Origin of the sequence: Filobacillus milosensis, from assembly GCF_004402015.1 — a bacterium.
In the GTDB taxonomy this organism is placed as follows: domain Bacteria; phylum Bacillota; class Bacilli; order Bacillales; family Alkalibacillaceae; genus Filobacillus; species Filobacillus milosensis.
In genome coordinates, this window is the sequence record NZ_SOPW01000025.1 from 1 (window position 1) to 16747 (window position 16747).

At 34.7% G+C, this 16747-nt stretch carries 21 protein-coding genes; 4 read left to right on the forward strand and 17 right to left on the reverse strand.

Translation table 11 applies throughout. The features are described from left to right. Positions 1–218 precede the first annotated feature (218 nt). From E3U55_RS15840 to nadE, 4 genes are all read right to left on the reverse strand, one after another. Complete coding sequence (locus tag E3U55_RS15840) at positions 219–611, reverse strand: hypothetical protein (RefSeq protein ID WP_134341465.1); 393 nt, start codon at positions 609–611, stop codon at positions 219–221. A 109-nt stretch (positions 612–720) separates the two neighbouring features. Further along, positions 721–1950, reverse strand: coding sequence for an MFS transporter (locus E3U55_RS15845; protein WP_194840957.1), 1230 nt, complete (start codon positions 1948–1950; stop codon positions 721–723). Between the two features lie 190 nt (positions 1951–2140). Then, a complete protein-coding gene (locus E3U55_RS15850; protein ID WP_228547594.1) occupies positions 2141–2680 on the reverse strand; it encodes an isochorismatase family cysteine hydrolase in 540 nt (179 codons plus the stop codon). Position 2681: 1 nt separating this feature from the next. Then, positions 2682–3428, reverse strand: coding sequence for an NAD(+) synthase (nadE, locus tag E3U55_RS15855; protein ID WP_134341468.1), 747 nt, complete (start codon positions 3426–3428; stop codon positions 2682–2684). 194 nt (positions 3429–3622) lie between these two features. On the opposite strand from nadE, the gene E3U55_RS15860 reads away from it, so the two are divergent. Continuing rightward, on the forward strand, positions 3623–4621 hold the full coding sequence (locus E3U55_RS15860) for an HD domain-containing protein (protein ID WP_228547595.1): 999 nt from the start codon (positions 3623–3625) through the stop codon (positions 4619–4621). A gap of 156 nt (positions 4622–4777) precedes the next feature. Here the strand turns inward: E3U55_RS15860 and E3U55_RS15865 are convergent, their stop codons facing one another. The 4 genes from E3U55_RS15865 to E3U55_RS15880 form a co-directional block, all read right to left on the reverse strand. Next, positions 4778–5311, reverse strand: coding sequence for a GNAT family N-acetyltransferase (locus E3U55_RS15865; RefSeq protein WP_134341469.1), 534 nt, complete (start codon positions 5309–5311; stop codon positions 4778–4780). A 44-nt stretch (positions 5312–5355) separates the two neighbouring features. Then, on the reverse strand, positions 5356–5658 hold the full coding sequence (locus tag E3U55_RS15870; protein ID WP_228547596.1) for an NUDIX hydrolase: 303 nt from the start codon (positions 5656–5658) through the stop codon (positions 5356–5358). A gap of 136 nt (positions 5659–5794) precedes the next feature. Further along, the gene (locus E3U55_RS15875) at positions 5795–6148 is read right to left on the reverse strand and encodes a cupin domain-containing protein (RefSeq protein ID WP_134341470.1); all 354 of its coding nucleotides are present in this window, start codon (positions 6146–6148) and stop codon (positions 5795–5797) included. A 45-nt stretch (positions 6149–6193) separates the two neighbouring features. Next, a complete protein-coding gene (locus tag E3U55_RS15880) occupies positions 6194–6985 on the reverse strand; it encodes a class I SAM-dependent methyltransferase (protein ID WP_228547597.1) in 792 nt (263 codons plus the stop codon). Between the two features lie 71 nt (positions 6986–7056). On the opposite strand from E3U55_RS15880, the gene E3U55_RS15885 reads away from it, so the two are divergent. Continuing rightward, entirely contained in the window at positions 7057–7326 is a 270-nt protein-coding gene (locus E3U55_RS15885; protein WP_134341471.1) for a hypothetical protein, read from the forward strand. An 11-nt stretch (positions 7327–7337) separates the two neighbouring features. Here E3U55_RS15885 and E3U55_RS15890 read toward each other — a convergent pair whose 3' ends face one another. The 9 genes from E3U55_RS15890 to E3U55_RS15935 form a co-directional block, all read right to left on the reverse strand. Beyond that, positions 7338–7655 (reverse strand): hypothetical protein, encoded by a 318-nt coding sequence (locus tag E3U55_RS15890; protein ID WP_134341472.1) that lies wholly within the window; start codon positions 7653–7655, stop codon positions 7338–7340. 78 nt (positions 7656–7733) lie between these two features. After that, positions 7734–8195 carry a hypothetical protein gene (locus E3U55_RS15895; RefSeq protein WP_134341473.1) on the reverse strand — a complete coding sequence of 154 codons (462 nt, stop codon included), beginning with the start codon at positions 8193–8195 and terminating at the stop codon, positions 7734–7736. Positions 8196–8354: 159 nt separating this feature from the next. Continuing rightward, positions 8355–8543, reverse strand: coding sequence for a hypothetical protein (locus E3U55_RS15905; protein WP_134341474.1), 189 nt, complete (start codon positions 8541–8543; stop codon positions 8355–8357). Positions 8544–8586: 43 nt separating this feature from the next. Further along, positions 8587–9162 carry a histidine phosphatase family protein gene (locus E3U55_RS15910; protein WP_134341475.1) on the reverse strand — a complete coding sequence of 192 codons (576 nt, stop codon included), beginning with the start codon at positions 9160–9162 and terminating at the stop codon, positions 8587–8589. Positions 9163–9194: 32 nt separating this feature from the next. Next, positions 9195–9983 carry a serine hydrolase gene (locus E3U55_RS15915; RefSeq protein ID WP_134341476.1) on the reverse strand — a complete coding sequence of 263 codons (789 nt, stop codon included), beginning with the start codon at positions 9981–9983 and terminating at the stop codon, positions 9195–9197. 207 nt (positions 9984–10190) lie between these two features. Next, the gene (locus E3U55_RS15920; protein WP_134341477.1) at positions 10191–10715 is read right to left on the reverse strand and encodes a hypothetical protein; all 525 of its coding nucleotides are present in this window, start codon (positions 10713–10715) and stop codon (positions 10191–10193) included. Between the two features lie 33 nt (positions 10716–10748). Beyond that, complete coding sequence (locus E3U55_RS15925) at positions 10749–11174, reverse strand: NUDIX hydrolase (protein WP_134341478.1); 426 nt, start codon at positions 11172–11174, stop codon at positions 10749–10751. Positions 11175–11333: 159 nt separating this feature from the next. Further along, on the reverse strand, positions 11334–11807 hold the full coding sequence (locus E3U55_RS15930; protein WP_134341479.1) for a peptide-methionine (S)-S-oxide reductase: 474 nt from the start codon (positions 11805–11807) through the stop codon (positions 11334–11336). A 103-nt stretch (positions 11808–11910) separates the two neighbouring features. Continuing rightward, entirely contained in the window at positions 11911–12483 is a 573-nt protein-coding gene (locus E3U55_RS15935) for a TetR/AcrR family transcriptional regulator (protein WP_134341480.1), read from the reverse strand. A gap of 218 nt (positions 12484–12701) precedes the next feature. Between E3U55_RS15935 and E3U55_RS15940 the strand changes: the two genes are divergently transcribed. Further along, positions 12702–14699 (forward strand): efflux RND transporter permease subunit, encoded by a 1998-nt coding sequence (locus tag E3U55_RS15940; protein ID WP_134341481.1) that lies wholly within the window; start codon positions 12702–12704, stop codon positions 14697–14699. A 2-nt stretch (positions 14700–14701) separates the two neighbouring features. Beyond that, the gene (locus tag E3U55_RS15945; protein ID WP_134341482.1) at positions 14702–16528 is read left to right on the forward strand and encodes a methyl-accepting chemotaxis protein; all 1827 of its coding nucleotides are present in this window, start codon (positions 14702–14704) and stop codon (positions 16526–16528) included. Positions 16529–16747: the final 219 nt, after the last annotated feature.

Here is a 16747-nt window from a genome sequence, read left to right on the forward strand (position 1 = left end):
AATCTAAAGGCAAAACCACTTGATTCATGTTATAATCTTTAAACATAAGGATCCTCCTTTGGGATTATGGTGTGGTTACTTTAATTCTATCAAAGAGGGTCCTTTTTGTTTATGTAAAAATTACAAAAATATAAAAAAATCGTGGGATTCATCATTACGATGGAGTCCCACGATTTTTTATGTTGCTGGGTTTTGTCCCAGCCTCTTTAACATTTGTATTACTTCTCAGAGAAGGATCTAATCAATAATGTTCCCGCTAATATTGTTAAAGCTGTATGTGTATGCGTTATAGTAAGCATTTTTATATAAAATTCACCAGTTATACCAAACCAATCAAACCAATAAACCTTTGGTATAAACATCAGAACCGACAACATAACTGCGGGAATGAATAGTATCCAATTGAATTTAAACTTTTTTTCAATTAACTTTACCAAGCCTCTCCATTCCAACAATATACCAAATAAGAATGCCCATAAAGTCATTTTAATTAGAAGTGTGTAAATTTCACTTGATGCTCTCTGTGCTGCTTTTTGCAAATCATAATAATCGTCAACCATCAAATAAACTAAGGCAATAAGCCCTAAAACTACGATTAAAGGACCTAACACTTTTTTTAAATATTCCCCCTCCTTTAACATCAAACCCCTATCAACTTTTATTAAAACTTTCTATGATTTTAACATATTTTTCTAACTAACATCTTTGACTCCTCTTTATTCATTTCACAGAATAATAGTCTAATTGATTTTGGTCTTGTACAAATGACTTACTATACCAAAATCCTACAAGTGCAATGACCATCATAGCTATTAAAATAATAATTGGAATAATGGCATTTAGATGACCTATCAATAGAATAAAGCTAGTTAATAAAATGATTCGAACGACTAATTCTACACTTATAAAGAAACTATTCACACGTCCTATTTTATGGTTAGGAATAAGCTCTAACATGAGTGTCCGTCTCATCACTCGCGTCCCGGAATTCCCTGCGCCTGCCAATAAATTCGCAGCTAAATAAATCGCAACATGATAAACACTCACTAATGCTAATAAAAACAATAAATAACTGATCATCATAACCTTAGTTGTAAACACATAACCAAATTTTTTAGCTAACAGAACACTGATGATGCCCGCACCAATTGCTCCAAGTGCGTAACTCATACTTGATAATCCATAAATTTGGCCCGATGCTTCAAGAATATCTGTGACATAGACTGGATCGACGTAATTAAAAGCTGTCACACACATAAATGGGACCAATGTTGAGATTAATAGAATCACCAACTTGCGTTTACCTTTCAAAAATTCAAGGCCCACCATAATGTCGTTCCAAACAGGTTTCTTGGATTTTACCTTTTTATATTGCTTCTCATATTTGATGAATGATATAAAAATAAAACTAAAAATAAATGTCGACATATCAAATAAAAAGATTATATCGTAACTAATAACTCCTAATAGTAATCCTGTAATCCCACCTGCTACAGCGCTTGCCGTCTGACTTTCGACTTCTAACACGCCACTAATCGAGCGATAATATTCCTTTGAGAAAATTTCCTGGGTTAGTGCTAACAACGTTGGATAATGTAAGGCAAAGTATAACGAAAAGGAAAAGATAAAGATGACTAATTGCCAAGTGTCGTAAGTTCCTGTCATCACACCAGGTATGGTCGCACTGCCAATCACACAAAAACCTAGCACCTGATTAAATAAATAGATTTTCTTTCTTGAAAATCGATCAATTAAAACACCAACATAAGGTGCGATGATAAACATAATAATGGTCGTTCCTATCATGGTATAACCTAATATGATTTCGCCATTGGTTTGATTCACTAACAACCAGCTGGCTGCAATGGTGGTAATCCCAGAACCCACTGACGATAAGAAATTAGCAATAATAATTAAAATAAATTGTTTATCTGAAATGATTTGTTTCACAATGACTACCTCCTCTGAGCTTCCATATCCTCATGGTAAATCAAGGAGAAGATTGTATCGTCAGCTATTAGATTTAAGATATGTAATTGATTAGTCTTATGAAAAACTACAACCTTAGTCGTAAAATCAGTTAAGTATTAAAAAATACAGATTCAAAAAACATCCATGTATGAGTTACATGGATGTTTAATCATTTTTGTTCAAACGGCGTAATATCACATTGCGTTAACCGGTGAATAATTTGTAATGCTGCATCATTATAAATCGTTTCTTCTGACGCCATGCAATTCTTTGGGACCCACATCGAATAGCCTTCCATATAGGCATCCTTGGCGGTAAACAATACACACATATCTCCAGCAATACCTGTCATAATTAAATGCTCAACGTCTAAATCTTCTAATAAGAAATTTAATTGAGTCCCATAGAATCCAGAGTGTTTTGGTTTGAAGATAAAGTAATCATCTTCGTCGGGTTCTAGTTTTTCAATCCAATCTTTGGCCATGCCTTCTTTACAATAGTCAATAAGCTTATGGTGGTTTTCTTTCCACATTCCAAAGTTGTCATTTACATAAATGACAGGCATGTCCTTTTGTTGGGCATAGCGCTTAAGATTAATAATTGGATCAATTATTTCTTTTGTATTTTCATAAAGGTCTTCCGCTCCATCAAAATCCATTCGGTTAATCATATCGATAATGAGTAATGCCGTTTTTTTAGATTCCGTCACGTTATTCATCCTTTTGAAATTGATTAGGACCTGGTGCTTCTTGACGCTTGTGCATTGTTTTGTTGTGTAAATCTTGAATCGTTTTTACTGAATCTTCGGGGATGTCTTCTCCGCGTAAAAAGGCATCAATGTGTGCATAGGAAACGCCCATTTCTCCCTCATCAGTCTGATCTTCCCACAAGCCTGCACTAGGTTGTTTATTTAATATGGCATCAGGAACGCCGAGATATTCAGACATCTTATAAACTTCGCCTTTTGATAAATTCATTAATGGTTCAATATCAGATGCCCCGTCTCCAAATTTCGTAAAGTAACCCGTATACTTTTCAGCTTTATTTCCTGTACCAACAACTAAATAGCCAAAGTTTTGAGCTATAGCATATAGTGTACTCATTCGGATTCTTGCCATTAAATTCGCCCTGACCATTCGTTCTGTTTCCTTACTCCACTCATCACCAATTGTGTTTTCAATATCTTTTATTTGTGTATTAAACGTATCGGTTAATTCAACACTGTAATAAGTAAGGTCTATGCTTTTCACGAGTTCTAAAGCATCTGGTTGATCCTCAACCTTCTTATCTATTGGCATGATTACCCCCATCGAATTGTTAGGGTATGCTCGTTTCATTAGAGCAGCTGCTAATGCCGAATCAATTCCGCCGCTTACACCTACAATGACGCCGTTAGCACCCGCATCTTCGACATAATTTTTTATCCAATTCACAATATGATTAACTCTTTCCTTCATTTGAATACCTCCTGCAAATCTTCCTTTTAATTAATATACCTTTAATGGAGGTTTATCAAACAAAAATAAGGTCTAATAGCGGCAAGGTCGTAACAGTTCCAATTATGTGGTTCACTCTAACAAACCACACATTTTTTAAATTCAAGGATAAAATAGAAAATTATGTTAAAATCAAATTAAGAATACGAAATATTTTGAATAAGTGCAAGGGAGCAATTTTAATGCAAATAAAAGAAACAGAACTTTTCTCAGAACCACTTTATCCACCTGTCGAACCTAATAAATTGGAAGTTAAATTGCTTCAGAGCAGACCAATTAGGAGGTTGAAGCAATTAGCACATTTCGGTGCTGGTTCATTGGTATCTCCTGTTGTACATAGCAGGTATGAGCATACTATCGGAGTATGGAAATTAACAGCCATTTACTTCCCGGAAAATATAGAACTTCGTGTTGCTGCATTGTTACATGATATTGGTCACTTACCTTTTTCTCATGCAGTAGAAAAAACGTTAAATTTTAACCACCATCAATTAACAGAACAATTTATCTTAGAAGATGAACTATCTTCTATACTGCAACAATTCAATATAAGTCCTAATAAAATAATTGAGATCTTAAACGAACCTTCTGTAATTACAGGGAAAGAAAATATATTAGGTATTGACCATCTTGATAGTTTCTTTAGAGACACATATATGGCGGGTATGGTAGATACTCTTCCTAAAGATTTATTACCAAAAATCAAATGTACATCTACTGGAATAGAGACAGATCGTGAAACTGGGCATTACTTATTACAACTAATTTTATCAGACCACAAATTGTTCTTATCACCATATATGGTTGCCGTGGACAGATTATTGGCTAAGTCTATAAAATACCATTGGAATGCAGATACAGTTAATAAGAATGAATTTGCCAGATTAACCGACTCAGATATGGTGTCAATGCTAAAATCATCCCCATCATATGAGGCTAGGAAGCTAATAAACACTTTGCTTTTTGAACCAGATAAAATTAGAATCAATAATTCCAACACAGGTATTGGTTACCCGATTAGTGTAAGAAAGATATACAGCAAGGTACCCATATATAAGGGGAAAGCACTAACGGACCATAGTAATCAGGCGAGAGATATTTTACATGATTTGAATAATTTATCCTTTGATTCAGAAGTTGTTATAATTTCTTAGTAATTAATGTTTGTGAAAAAATTAATCTAATAATATGTATTTAATCAAATTAGGAAATTGAAAATTGATTTAGACTACTAAAGGCATTTGAGTTAATACCCAAATGCCTTTTCAGCTTTTTAGTTAATACAATTATTACTCAGGCGGCAATTAAGTTTATACCTCCAAATATTCGTTATGTAACAACCCCATATGTACAATATCTTCCCAATTACCATTTCTAAACAAGGACTCTCGACTAATACCTTCTTCTTTAAATCCTAACTTTTCGTACATCTTGATGGCCTTATCATTAAATGAGAAGACTCTTAGAGATACCCGGTGCAAATTCAGTTCAAGAAACGCATAGTTTATTAGTATCTGCAATGCCTCAGAACCATATCCTTGGCCCCAGTAATCTTTTTCTCCAATATCAATGATACATTCCGCATTTCTGTTTTTATAGTCAATGTTGATTAGTGAGGTAATACCTATTGCTATATCATTTTCTTTTTGAGTGATTATATAGCTCTTGGAAGATTCAGAGCTTATTAGAATATTTTCCACAAAGCTTCTAGTCTCCTCAAGAGAATATAAATCTAGAGATGGATTTGTGGTATACATCACATCCATATCATTTCTCCATGAATGATAGAGTTCCACATCATCTTGACTCACTTTACGTAATACTAATCTATTTGATGAAAACAATTTGATCTCTCCTTATATAAATCAAAATCTTTAACGATGCCCGTCTATAATTGCTCAAGTAAAAAATCTTTGTCATCAGGGTAAGCGTGTTGTAATACTTTTATTTCTGCTGCTGTTTTCCAATCAGCCTCACCAATTATTCCATCAGGGTCATTAATCCCTTGGCTATCACCTATCTTTTTCACTCTAAAATAATATGTTTTTACTTCAATCCCTTTTATAATTGTTTCTTTTATTTTTATTTGCTCAATAACCTGAACATCATACCCTGTCTCTTCTTTAACTTCCCTCTTACAGGCAAACTCTGGACTTTCATCTTTTTCAATCCTCCAGATGGGACTGCCCATTCATCCGAGTCAAAAGCTCTGACCATTAATACCTCATTATTTTCATTAATACAGACTGCCGCTGAACCTGACCACCTTTTCATTACAATTCCTCCCAACCCAACTCTTCTCTATCATTCTTCTAGACAATACCTATCTATTTTAAAGACATAAATAATGATGGATTTATAGTTTCGCTTTCAATGACGATAGCAGTTAATCCTTTCTCACTTTTAGTTTCATGCCATTCATCTTTCTCCCAAAACACTGCATCTCCTGATTGGACTTTGAAATACTTCTCTTGATCACCTCGAACATAACCTTCTCCATTCATAATTAATAAAAACTGAGGCACTACCGCTTGATGGTATCCAATAACTCCGTCTTCTTCTAAGTAAATACACCCGATTTGAGTATTCTGATCAGTTCGTAGAATACGAGACATTATAAAATCAGAATTATATTCTCTTATCTTATTACCGGTGGATTTATCAAACTTATATAATTTCATGACCCACCTCCACTAGAAATTAATAGTTCTATCTATTTTACATGACTAGTCGCTTAACTTTCTAAAACGAAAAATAATAACAGGAGGAATCTCATACCAGTCAAATTCATTCTTCTCTTCCTTTTTGAAACTCGGTTCTTCAACACTATCAAGTACAAAGCCTGATTTAAAGAATTCGTTCGTGTAATACGACAATGGCCTGTGGAACATATAGTGTGGCGTCTTTTGACCTTTAATGCCGATCGCTTCATATGGTTCTGAAGTTAAGTACTTTGAGATTTGAATGCTGTTTCTGGAAACCAACTTACTATTAATGTCTTCTGACTCGTTGATTGTTCTAAGACCAGGCGGTTGAAAGCAGGGATGTGTAATGGAGAAAACAAAGGTCCCATTTGGTTTTAATAACTTATGTAGTGAGGCGATTAATGGGGTTATGTCAGCAATGTCCATTAGAGCCATATTTGCTACTGCATGATCAAATTTACCATTTCCCAGCTGAAGCAAGCCCTCATAATTAGCTGCATCAATAACTTTATAGGAGATTTGTTGATTATAGTCATTAGATCTTTTTTTCGCTCGTTCGACCATCTTTGAACTGTAGTCAAACGCCACGACATTAGCTCCCAGATCTGCCAGTCTCCTTGAGAAGTTCCCGTTCCCACAAGCAATATCCAGTATCGTTTGACCTTCTTTAATACGTAATAATTTTTCGGTATAGGGTCTTATCAGCTCTCGATGAAATCGATTACTTTCGTCTCCCATATAATCATCCCAATGATCAGCATTCTGTTCCCATCTGGATTTTGATTCATTTATAAGTTCATTCCATTCACTCACTTTATCTTCCCCTTTAACAAAAAGAATGTATTTAATATAATGGGTTAAAACTATTTGTCAGGTGATATTAAATGCAATTAATAAAAGATTATTTTCCTTTATTCTTTTTCCTTACAGGTGGATTCATCTTCCTTTACTTAGTTTTAACGAAATACACAGAAGAAGCGCACCAAAAAGAACTGAAGAAAAATAAATGGATGAAAAAAGATTATTACAATTATGAGAATGCAATCTTTTATCGTATTATGAGTAATTCGTATTTGATTGCTAAAACTTTTCTAATAATCGGTTCCCTAATCCCAATTGCGATAGGATTACTAATTTTATGGTCAATGTTTTAGAAAAAATATTGTTAAGAATTACTGATTATCTTCTTTTCTATAAAGTTTTCTTCAGTGACCTCATGCTCACTTATTAATAGAGATTGGAACGCTTCAAAAAGTTCTTGTATTTCGTCCTCTTGGTTAATTAATTTAATACTTTTCTGATACTCTTCTTCATCCTTATAATTTGTGATTTCCATCCATTTTGTAATATCCTCCTGGCTCTGAAGATAGGTAGTATTAAAGTTCAAATATTTACCATAAATCTCTGACGCCTTTTCCTGAATGCTCATAAACTCGTCCACTTTATCGTTTTGTATATGATATATATAGACCTTTACATACATTCTTTCTTCCTCCAACTCTCAAAAGTTATCAGATAAAATAAAAGGCGAACAACTTTTTGAACGCCTTTCATCTGTAGGTTACCCATTTTCTAAAATGATTTCTTTTAACTCTTTGCTTTCAATGAAGTATTCGTTAAAACTGTTTTTAGAAATCTCTCCACCTGCAATTACTTTGAAAACATTATCTCCTTTGTACCCGATGTAGAAATTATCCCCCTCAGTTCCTGAGTCCATGTTAAAGTGAGATGCTGAGTATTCTTCCTCTAATGGTCCATCTGTAAATATGGGGTCTATATTGACATGATTTTCATTTTCTTCTTCCTCGAACGAAATAAATTCAGCGTTATTATATGCCTCAGCAGCATCTATCAATAATTTTTCATTTTCTAATAAACTAATATCTTTTACAAGCATTCCATCTTTGTGAATTTTAAGTGATCCATAACTTATATCATCTGGATTTATCTTTGTTAGCTCATCATCTAAACAACCTGCGATCACAAATAAAATTAGAATAAATATACTGAATAGTCTCTTCATGCTAATACCCCCAAAGCTTATAACTCATATTTTTCTCTATTATTGCCTCAGCATTAAACTCTTGAATGTACTCTCATCTTTCAAAACGCTTTATGAATTTGTCATTAGTAATGTCTTTAATCAAGCCCTCCCAAAAATTTTGAGCAGGCTCGTTATTTTCTACTTGAGTGATTTTCCAATCCCCGGGAAACATTGTAAACCTGATACATCTATTCCAATATCTATATCAGAATACTTATCTATATGAGATTTCTTAGATAGACTACCTCTTATAAAAACATCATTTACTTCAGGGTAGTCTTTAAGTATGTTTATGATTTCATTGGCTACTTTCACTCTTCTATCCAAGAAACAGCCTCCCCTACCTCTACTTTTCTCCTTTTGATGAAGCTTAGCAATCAATTTTCAACCAGCCAGTTTCTTTAGGGAAGTCTTTGCGTGAAAGTTTTCTCCCGGTAATAAATTGATTATATGAAGTTATTGTTCCATCGTGAGAAACTATGTAAATTCGTTTTTTTCCAGTGCTCTTGCACCATGTCAAATAACGGGATGCAATTTTGGAAAACTCTTGTTCGTGTGTTTTATTAATTCCGCTTAACCAATATTCATCTGGTAATTCTCCATCAATACAAAAATCATTGAACACGTTTTTTATTTTTTCCTTTGTTAGAAGTTCATCACAAGGAAGTGTAGTACTCTGTGGGGTTTGAGGAAACATTCTAGGAGAAACGAACGGACTTACTATTTTCCTGCAGTTTATACCTTCACTCCAAATATGTGCTGTTTGTAAAGTTCTCCTTAGAGGACTAATTATTACTACGTCATTCTGTGATAAAGGAAACTGATTTCTAAGCGACATAGCTTGAAGTTTTCCTTCATTAGTTAAGGCAGGGTCTGAGATATGTAAGCTCTGAGGTAAATCTACGGTATGTTCCCCTTGGCCATGTCTGATAAATACTAACTCCATATGAATTCTCCTCCCCAACAACAAAGTCTGAATTAAATACTGGTTTCGTTTTTAATTTGTTTATCTTGATTGGAGTATTCAGTATAGAGTGACTGCATAACCTCTATAATTCTTTCATCTACAAATTTATTTTCATTTCTATTGGGTAAATGTTTAGCTCCTAAAACAAACAAAATTGGACTTCCAGAGAACTCTCCTAATATCCCAATGTCAACTGCTACATTCTCCAGTCCACCAGTCATATGATTTAAGAAATGAGTTGGGATTCCTTCAATCTCCCCTCTTTGCCTGACTAAACCATTAATAACAGGAGTCCAAATTTCAGGATTATTTTTGTATCCCTCAAATATTGCACGCAAGAGTTCAAAAACCTGGGCCAGCTCTCCCTTATTATCCAGATCTCTAGGGTTTTGTTTAATATTTATATTCGAAAAATATGTTTTGATTTTTTTATTAATCTTTTCCCATCCACCACAAAATTGGACAATACTATCCGCAACATAGCTATCGTGAGAGGCGATCATCACTTCTACTGCATCCTGCAATAATAAGGCTTTTCTGTTTTGAAAGTGAGGATATATAATATTGCTGTCTTCTTTTGGATTAAAACTAATATCTTCTACAATGTTATCCCATTGATATGGCCCTTCTTCTATTAATTGGGCTACACAATAAGCAATTGCAACTTTTCCGGCAGATGCAAGCGGAACTGATAATTTTTCATTTATTGAAATCACCTTTTCTTGATTAAATTCTGAATAGGCAATAACCCCAATGTCTCCAAATTCTATTTCACTTATCTTATCAATAATATTTTGCATAGATTACACACCTTATATATTTTCAGTAACTGCACTCTTAATAGTTTAAAATTCTTTTAATCATACTATCTATTAATTTCATAAAGAGCGTAATATTCAGACTATTGTAAAATATCATTTCTAAAATACGTTTGCAAGGGATATTTCCAAAAAATTCATGTGAAGTAGACTGTGGTAACTTTTTTGGTATTATTTCCGGTGCTTAATCTACCTTTCAATAATTGTGTTACTCTCTTTATCTAATACTTTGTAGTGATGGCTGTGAGTCCTTTCAAAAATATCAACTGGTAATTGCTCAAATATGAAGTTCTCTTTTGCTATTTCAATTTCTGATGAATATATTATGTTTCCTTTTTCATCCTCTAAGGTATAACTAACTGTCTCAGCGTCAGGGTAATTGTGAAGATATCCCCACACGGCACTATTAGAGCTGTTACCTACAGATGTTACATTGACAATTTCATACTTATTGGATAAATCCAGGTTCTGACAGTGTCCGCCAGTACCATGATCATATTTATAACTTGAATCTTCTTTAGTGAAAGTATTTAAGCATAACATCGGTTGACCAGTATAATCTTCAGTTAAGAAGAGGACGATCTCATCAACATCATCCTGATACAAAATTTTAATATTCACATCAAAAACTTCTTCCATTGCACCTAAAAGGGTTGCTGAAGAACAACCACCCAGAATAAATAATAAGAGACATAAATATATTATTTTTTTCAAATTCTTCATTCCTTCTTAATTAAAGTTGACGCATCAGTTACTGAACAACGTTTGTACTTTTAAACCAACTTCTCTTGGTTTTATTTCAATCAAGGACAGACTTTCAATATCTACCCACATTGGCAAATAGGTTCCTCTACCTCGACTATCATCTGTGTATTCCTCACCTTGACCAGTTCCAAAAGTTCCTTTAGTTATTTCAGCCAAAAAAAAATATTGAGTTCCATAATAATTAACTTTTGAGATGCATTCATTAACATTGACCTCAACACCCAATTCTTCAAGAGTTTCTCTTTTAGCCGCTAATTCAGGTGTCTCTCCTGTTTCTACTCCACCACCTGGGAATACGTAATAAACTGATTCATCTCTTATTCTTTTAATTACAGCGACTTTATTCTTTTCTACTATGATCGCTGAACCTCTATCTCTCACATTTATCCCCGCGCTGATATTGCTCATAATAGAATGCCTCCGTTTGTTGAATAACTTTTAATCTCGGCTTAACCCCCTAACTAAAAGGATCCCTTGATCGCCTTGTTCAACTCTTCCGCCCAACTGTGGACGTTTCTGTATCGCTTATTTTGATGATAAAGCATTTCAAAATCATCTTCACTATTCTCACTTACTATATTTACTTAATATTTCTTCAGGAATATGGCAATAATCATTCGGACATCTAGCTAACCGATCTTGATGCTCTTCTGCACTTCTTACATAGTTTGTAAGAGGCAATACTTCAACTACTATATCGTCATAATCATTTCTCTCGCTAATAAACGCCTTTGCCTCTTTTAGATGTTTATGATTTTCACTATATACTCCCGTTCTATATTTCTCACCAACATCCTGTCCTTGTTTATTCAAACTATATGGATCAATGATTTCAAAAAAATACTCCATTAATTCCCTAATCGATACAACTGTCGGATCAAATTCTGTTTTTACACATTCCGCGTAACCATCATATTCTCCTTCAAGAGTATGACTTGTTCCATTAGCTCTCCCCGCTTCTGTAAACGTAACTCCAGGTAATGTTTTTATAAAGGCTTGTACTCCCCATAAACATCCACCTGCAAAATATACTACTTCCATATTGACTCTCCTTTTTGTTTAGCTAAAAACCTTCCACAGTGTTTTGGAAATAATATTCCAATAATTTATCTATTAACCCTGGTTAATTACTAAATATAAAAAATTATTCTAAACATGACAATCCTTCATTGGCAAATTTATTGATCAATTCAGCCATTTCTTTCGGTGACTGTTTAACATCTACATCATATTCAATCCATTCCTTAATCACATGAACCGCTCCACTAACAACAAAGGTACTTAAATATGTCATATCAACTTCTTTCAATTGCTGACCTTCCAACCAATTATTTATCATAAATCGCTGTGCGATCGTTCTTAATCGTACCTCAAACGTCGGGTCGCCATTTTCATTTAACAAAGTTTGAAACATAAATTGTCTGTCCTTTATATACTCAAGTAATTTCTCAGTCATTTGAAGAGATTCTTCTTCAACGTTAAAACTGTAACTGCTTAAGTATTGATTCATGTCTTCAGCTATTTCTTCTTCAATTTTTTCAAGCAGGTCATACTGGTCCGAGTAATGCGTGTAGAAAGTCGACCGGTTGACATCAGCCATTTCACATAATTCCTTTACCGTTATTTTTGAAATTGTTTTTTGAGAAAGTAAAGTAACCAGGCTTTCTTTCAATACTTTTCGCGTATACTTTTTACGTCGATCTAATTTTTTACTCAAGGTTTAGGGCTCCTTTTTTATGACATTTTTGTTGTAAAACAACATCTTCCGTCAATGTGTCGGATAACTAACAATCGTTATTAAACTGTTTGTTGATTATCCAACACTGTGTCCATATAATAATAAAGTGAATTAAGGTTAGATGCAAGAGAGGATGAGGCCTTATTGATTTATCAGCAAGAATACTTAAACATAAAAAATTAGTCGTCATTACATTTATGATCATTACTATAATTAGCGCTGTAGCGCAATTTGGTGTTTCAGTGAATCACAATATGGTTGACTATTTACCTGAAGATACACCCTCCATGGAAGCAACAAACCTCATGGAAGAAGAGTTTGACCAACCCATCATGAATGCCAGGGTGATGCTTCATGATGTATTAATTACGGAAGCTACGACCTATAAGCAGCAATTAGAACAAATAGACGGTGTTTCGAATGTGATGTGGCTGGACGATGTATTGGATTTGAAAAGACCATTGGAAATGGCCAATCGGGATACAGTTGAATCTTACTATCAAAACCAAAACGCCTTGTTCTCCGTTCATATAAGTGAAGGCGATGAGGTTGAAGCTATCGATGAAATCTATCAATTATTTGGTAACCAAGTCGCGATTACAGGTGATGCATTAGACACAGCCACTTCACAAAAAATGGCTGGAAACGAAACAATGTATGCAGCGGCTTTATTGATCCCCATCATCATTATTATTCTAGTTTTATCTACTACGTCGTGGGTGGAACCTGTATTTTTCTTAACTGCCATTGGTGTGTCGGTATTGATTAATATGGGAACTAATATTTTTCTTGGTGAGATTTCGTTTATCACCCAGTCGGTCGCACCGATCTTACAGCTGGCGGTCTCATTAGATTATGCGATTTTCTTACTTCATAGTTTTGCAGATTATAGAAAACAAGAATCAGATCCAAAAGCAGCGATGAAACTGGCGATGAATCAATCATTCCCTGCCATTATTGCCAGTGCGAGTACGACCTTCTTTGGTTTTATGGCACTATCATTTATGGAGTTTGGGATAGGTGCTGATCTAGGGATTAATCTAGTTAAAGGGATTGCATTAAGTTTCCTTAGTGTCATGATTTTTCTACCAGCTCTTACACTTCTGTTCTACAAATGGATTGATCGCACACAGCACAGACCGATTGTGCCGGAGTATAAGAATATTGGTAAGCGTGTCATTAAATTAAGGTTTCCAGTGTTTCTTTTAGTTGTATTAATGATCGTGCCGGCCTTTTTAGCCCAGAACCATACGTCATTCCTTTATGGATTTGGTGACCAGCCTGACCATACACGTGCAGGGTCTGACCAAATTGCTATTGAAGAGGAATTCGGTAAAAATACGCCAATGGTCGTTCTTGTCCCTAATGGAGATATGGCTAAAGAAGAAGAACTGGTCCAACAATTAGAAAATATAAATCACATATCTAGTGTCATTTCTTATGTAAACACGGTAAGCCCGGCTATACCGACCAATTTTTTAGACGAATCCCTCACTGAACAATTTTATTCAGATGAATATAGCCGAATAACGTTACACACGAACACAGAACCAGAAGGGGAAGTTGCCTTTTCACTCGTTGAAGACGTTCGTGAGACCTCAGAAACCTACTACGATGACGTTCATCTTTTAGGTAAAACGGTGACGTTATATGATATGAAGAATGTCGTCGAACAAGATAATACGCTCGTTAATATTCTGACGGTTGTCACGATTGCGATTGTGTTGTTGCTAACGTTTAGGTCGCTATCGATTCCGGTGGTTTTACTATTAACCATTCAATCAGCTGTCTGGTTAAATTTATCGGTTCCATACTTTACCGATACACCATTGGTTTATGTAGGCTATCTCATTATTAGTACGGTTCAATTGGCAGCAACCGTCGATTACGGTATTTTATTTACCGAGTACTATATGAAAATTCGCCGTGATATGCCAGCTTTACAAGCAATTAAGAAAACGATTAATCATAAAACGTTTTCGATTTTTATTTCGGCATCGATCTTATCGAGTGTTGGGTTTATATTAGGCATCACATCAACAAACCCAATTGTATCCTCGATCGGGATGCTTTTAGGAAGAGGTGCGTTATTAGCATTTATTTTAGTGGTCTTCTTCCTGCCAGCGATGCTGTTAATTTTTGATAAAGTGATTGAGAGAACCACACTAAAGGCAAATTTTTATAAGGGGGAGTGAAGATGAGATTTAAACGTACAATTACTATATTTACGGCCTGTCTATTAGTGATTCCGACATTCTTTGTGTCAGCAACATCTAATCAGAACTCCTATGAACAGGAGGAGCCAAAGGGCAAAGGCTCTTATTCTGAGAAACATGAAGTTGTTTATGCGACACTGGATGCTAATGGACAGCAACAAGACATGTATATCGTAAATAATTTTAATATAGAAAAACCGGGTCAAATGATTGATTACGGCTCGTACAGTAGTGTTAAAAATTTAACTAACTTAAATGAGATCGAACAGGAAGATGAAAAGGTTAAGTTCACAGCAGAGGAAGAACAGTTCTATTATCAAGGGAACCTTGAGGAGAAACCTTTGCCATGGGACATTAATGTGAAATATCTATTAGATGGTCAAACCATTCAGCCTGACGAACTATTAGGTAAAGATGGTCAGCTTGAGATTCAAATTGACACTTCAGCTAATCCAAATGCTGATTCTACCTTTTTTGAAAATTACTTGTTACAAATCTCGCTTACACTAGATTCAAAGATCTATCAAAATATTGAGACTGAAAAAGGAACGATTGCTAATGCCGGTAAGAACAAACAGGTCACTTTTACCGTGATGCCTGAGAAAAAAGGCAGCTTTGTGTTAAAGGCTGATGCGAATGACTTTGAATTAGAAGGGATTCAGATTAACGCCCTCCCTTCTTCCATGACATTTGATTCGCCAGAAACGGGTGATATGACGAAAGATATAGAATCGTTATCCAATGCAACCAGTGAAGTTAATAAAGGTGTCTCTGAGTTAACAAGAGGGATCTCTGAATTAAATGATGGCGCATCCAGTCTGGCTAGTGGATCCAGAGACTACAAAAGTGGGATTAACCAATTGGATCAAAGTTCAAGTGAGCTGATCAAAGGCTCTGAGTCGATTAAGCAAGCTCTGGAAGAAATGAATCAATCCATGAATAGTGAATCAAGTGGCATGGATATGAATCAGTTTAAAGAGCTACAGCAAGGTTTAGATGAAATTGCAAAAGGACTTAAAGAAACCGAGAATGGCCTAACAGAGTTTAAAGATTCATACAATCAAGCTTATCAAGCAATAGATCAATCCATTAATGCCATACCTGGGCATGATATTTCTGAAAAAGATATTCAAAAGCTGTATGAAAGTAATGCTGATTCCAATGTAATCGGCCAATTAGTTGAGACCTACCAAGCAGCACAAAATACGAAAGCCACCTACACGAACGTAAAAGAAGCTTTCGAAGCAGTTGACCCGACATTAAGCTCGGTTATTGATTCACTCAGTGAGATGAGAACAAATCTTGAGAAAATGTCTAATAATCTAGGCAAAAGCTTAGACCAAACCAACATGGATGAATTAATGAACCAATTAAAAGAAGGATTAACAGAGCTTTCCTCTAATTATGAATCGTTTCATGCTGGATTGCTTGATTATACAGATGGCGTATCCGAATTATCTACTTCCTACGGGGAACTTCACGGAGGTATTTCCGGTTTGAACAATGGCGCAGAAGATTTAGAGAATGGTGCCAGGGAGCTAAACCAAGGAACAGATGAATTAGCCGATTCAACAAGTGATTTACCAAACCAAATGACGAGTGAAATTAATCAAATGGTTAGTGAATACGACAAATCAGATTTCGAGCCAACATCATTTGTTTCAGATAAAAACGAAAAAGTTAAAAGCGTCCAATTTGTTATTAAAACTGAAAGCATCAAAAAAGATGAAGACCAAGAAGAAGAACAACCAGAATATAATAAAGAGAAAAAAGGATTCTGGGACCGATTATTAGATTTGTTTAGATAATGTAAAAGCCATCAGTTCTCTCTGAATGTGAGAACTGATGGCTTTTTGCAGATGCTTAATATAATTTTATTATCTAGTTTGCATGTTTTATTATCCAGTTAAGTACATTTATTATCCAAAATTAATCATTTATTATCTACTTCATAAGATTTATTATCTACTTTAACGATTTTATTATCTAAAATCAGAAATTTATTATCTACTTTACAGTTAACCAAT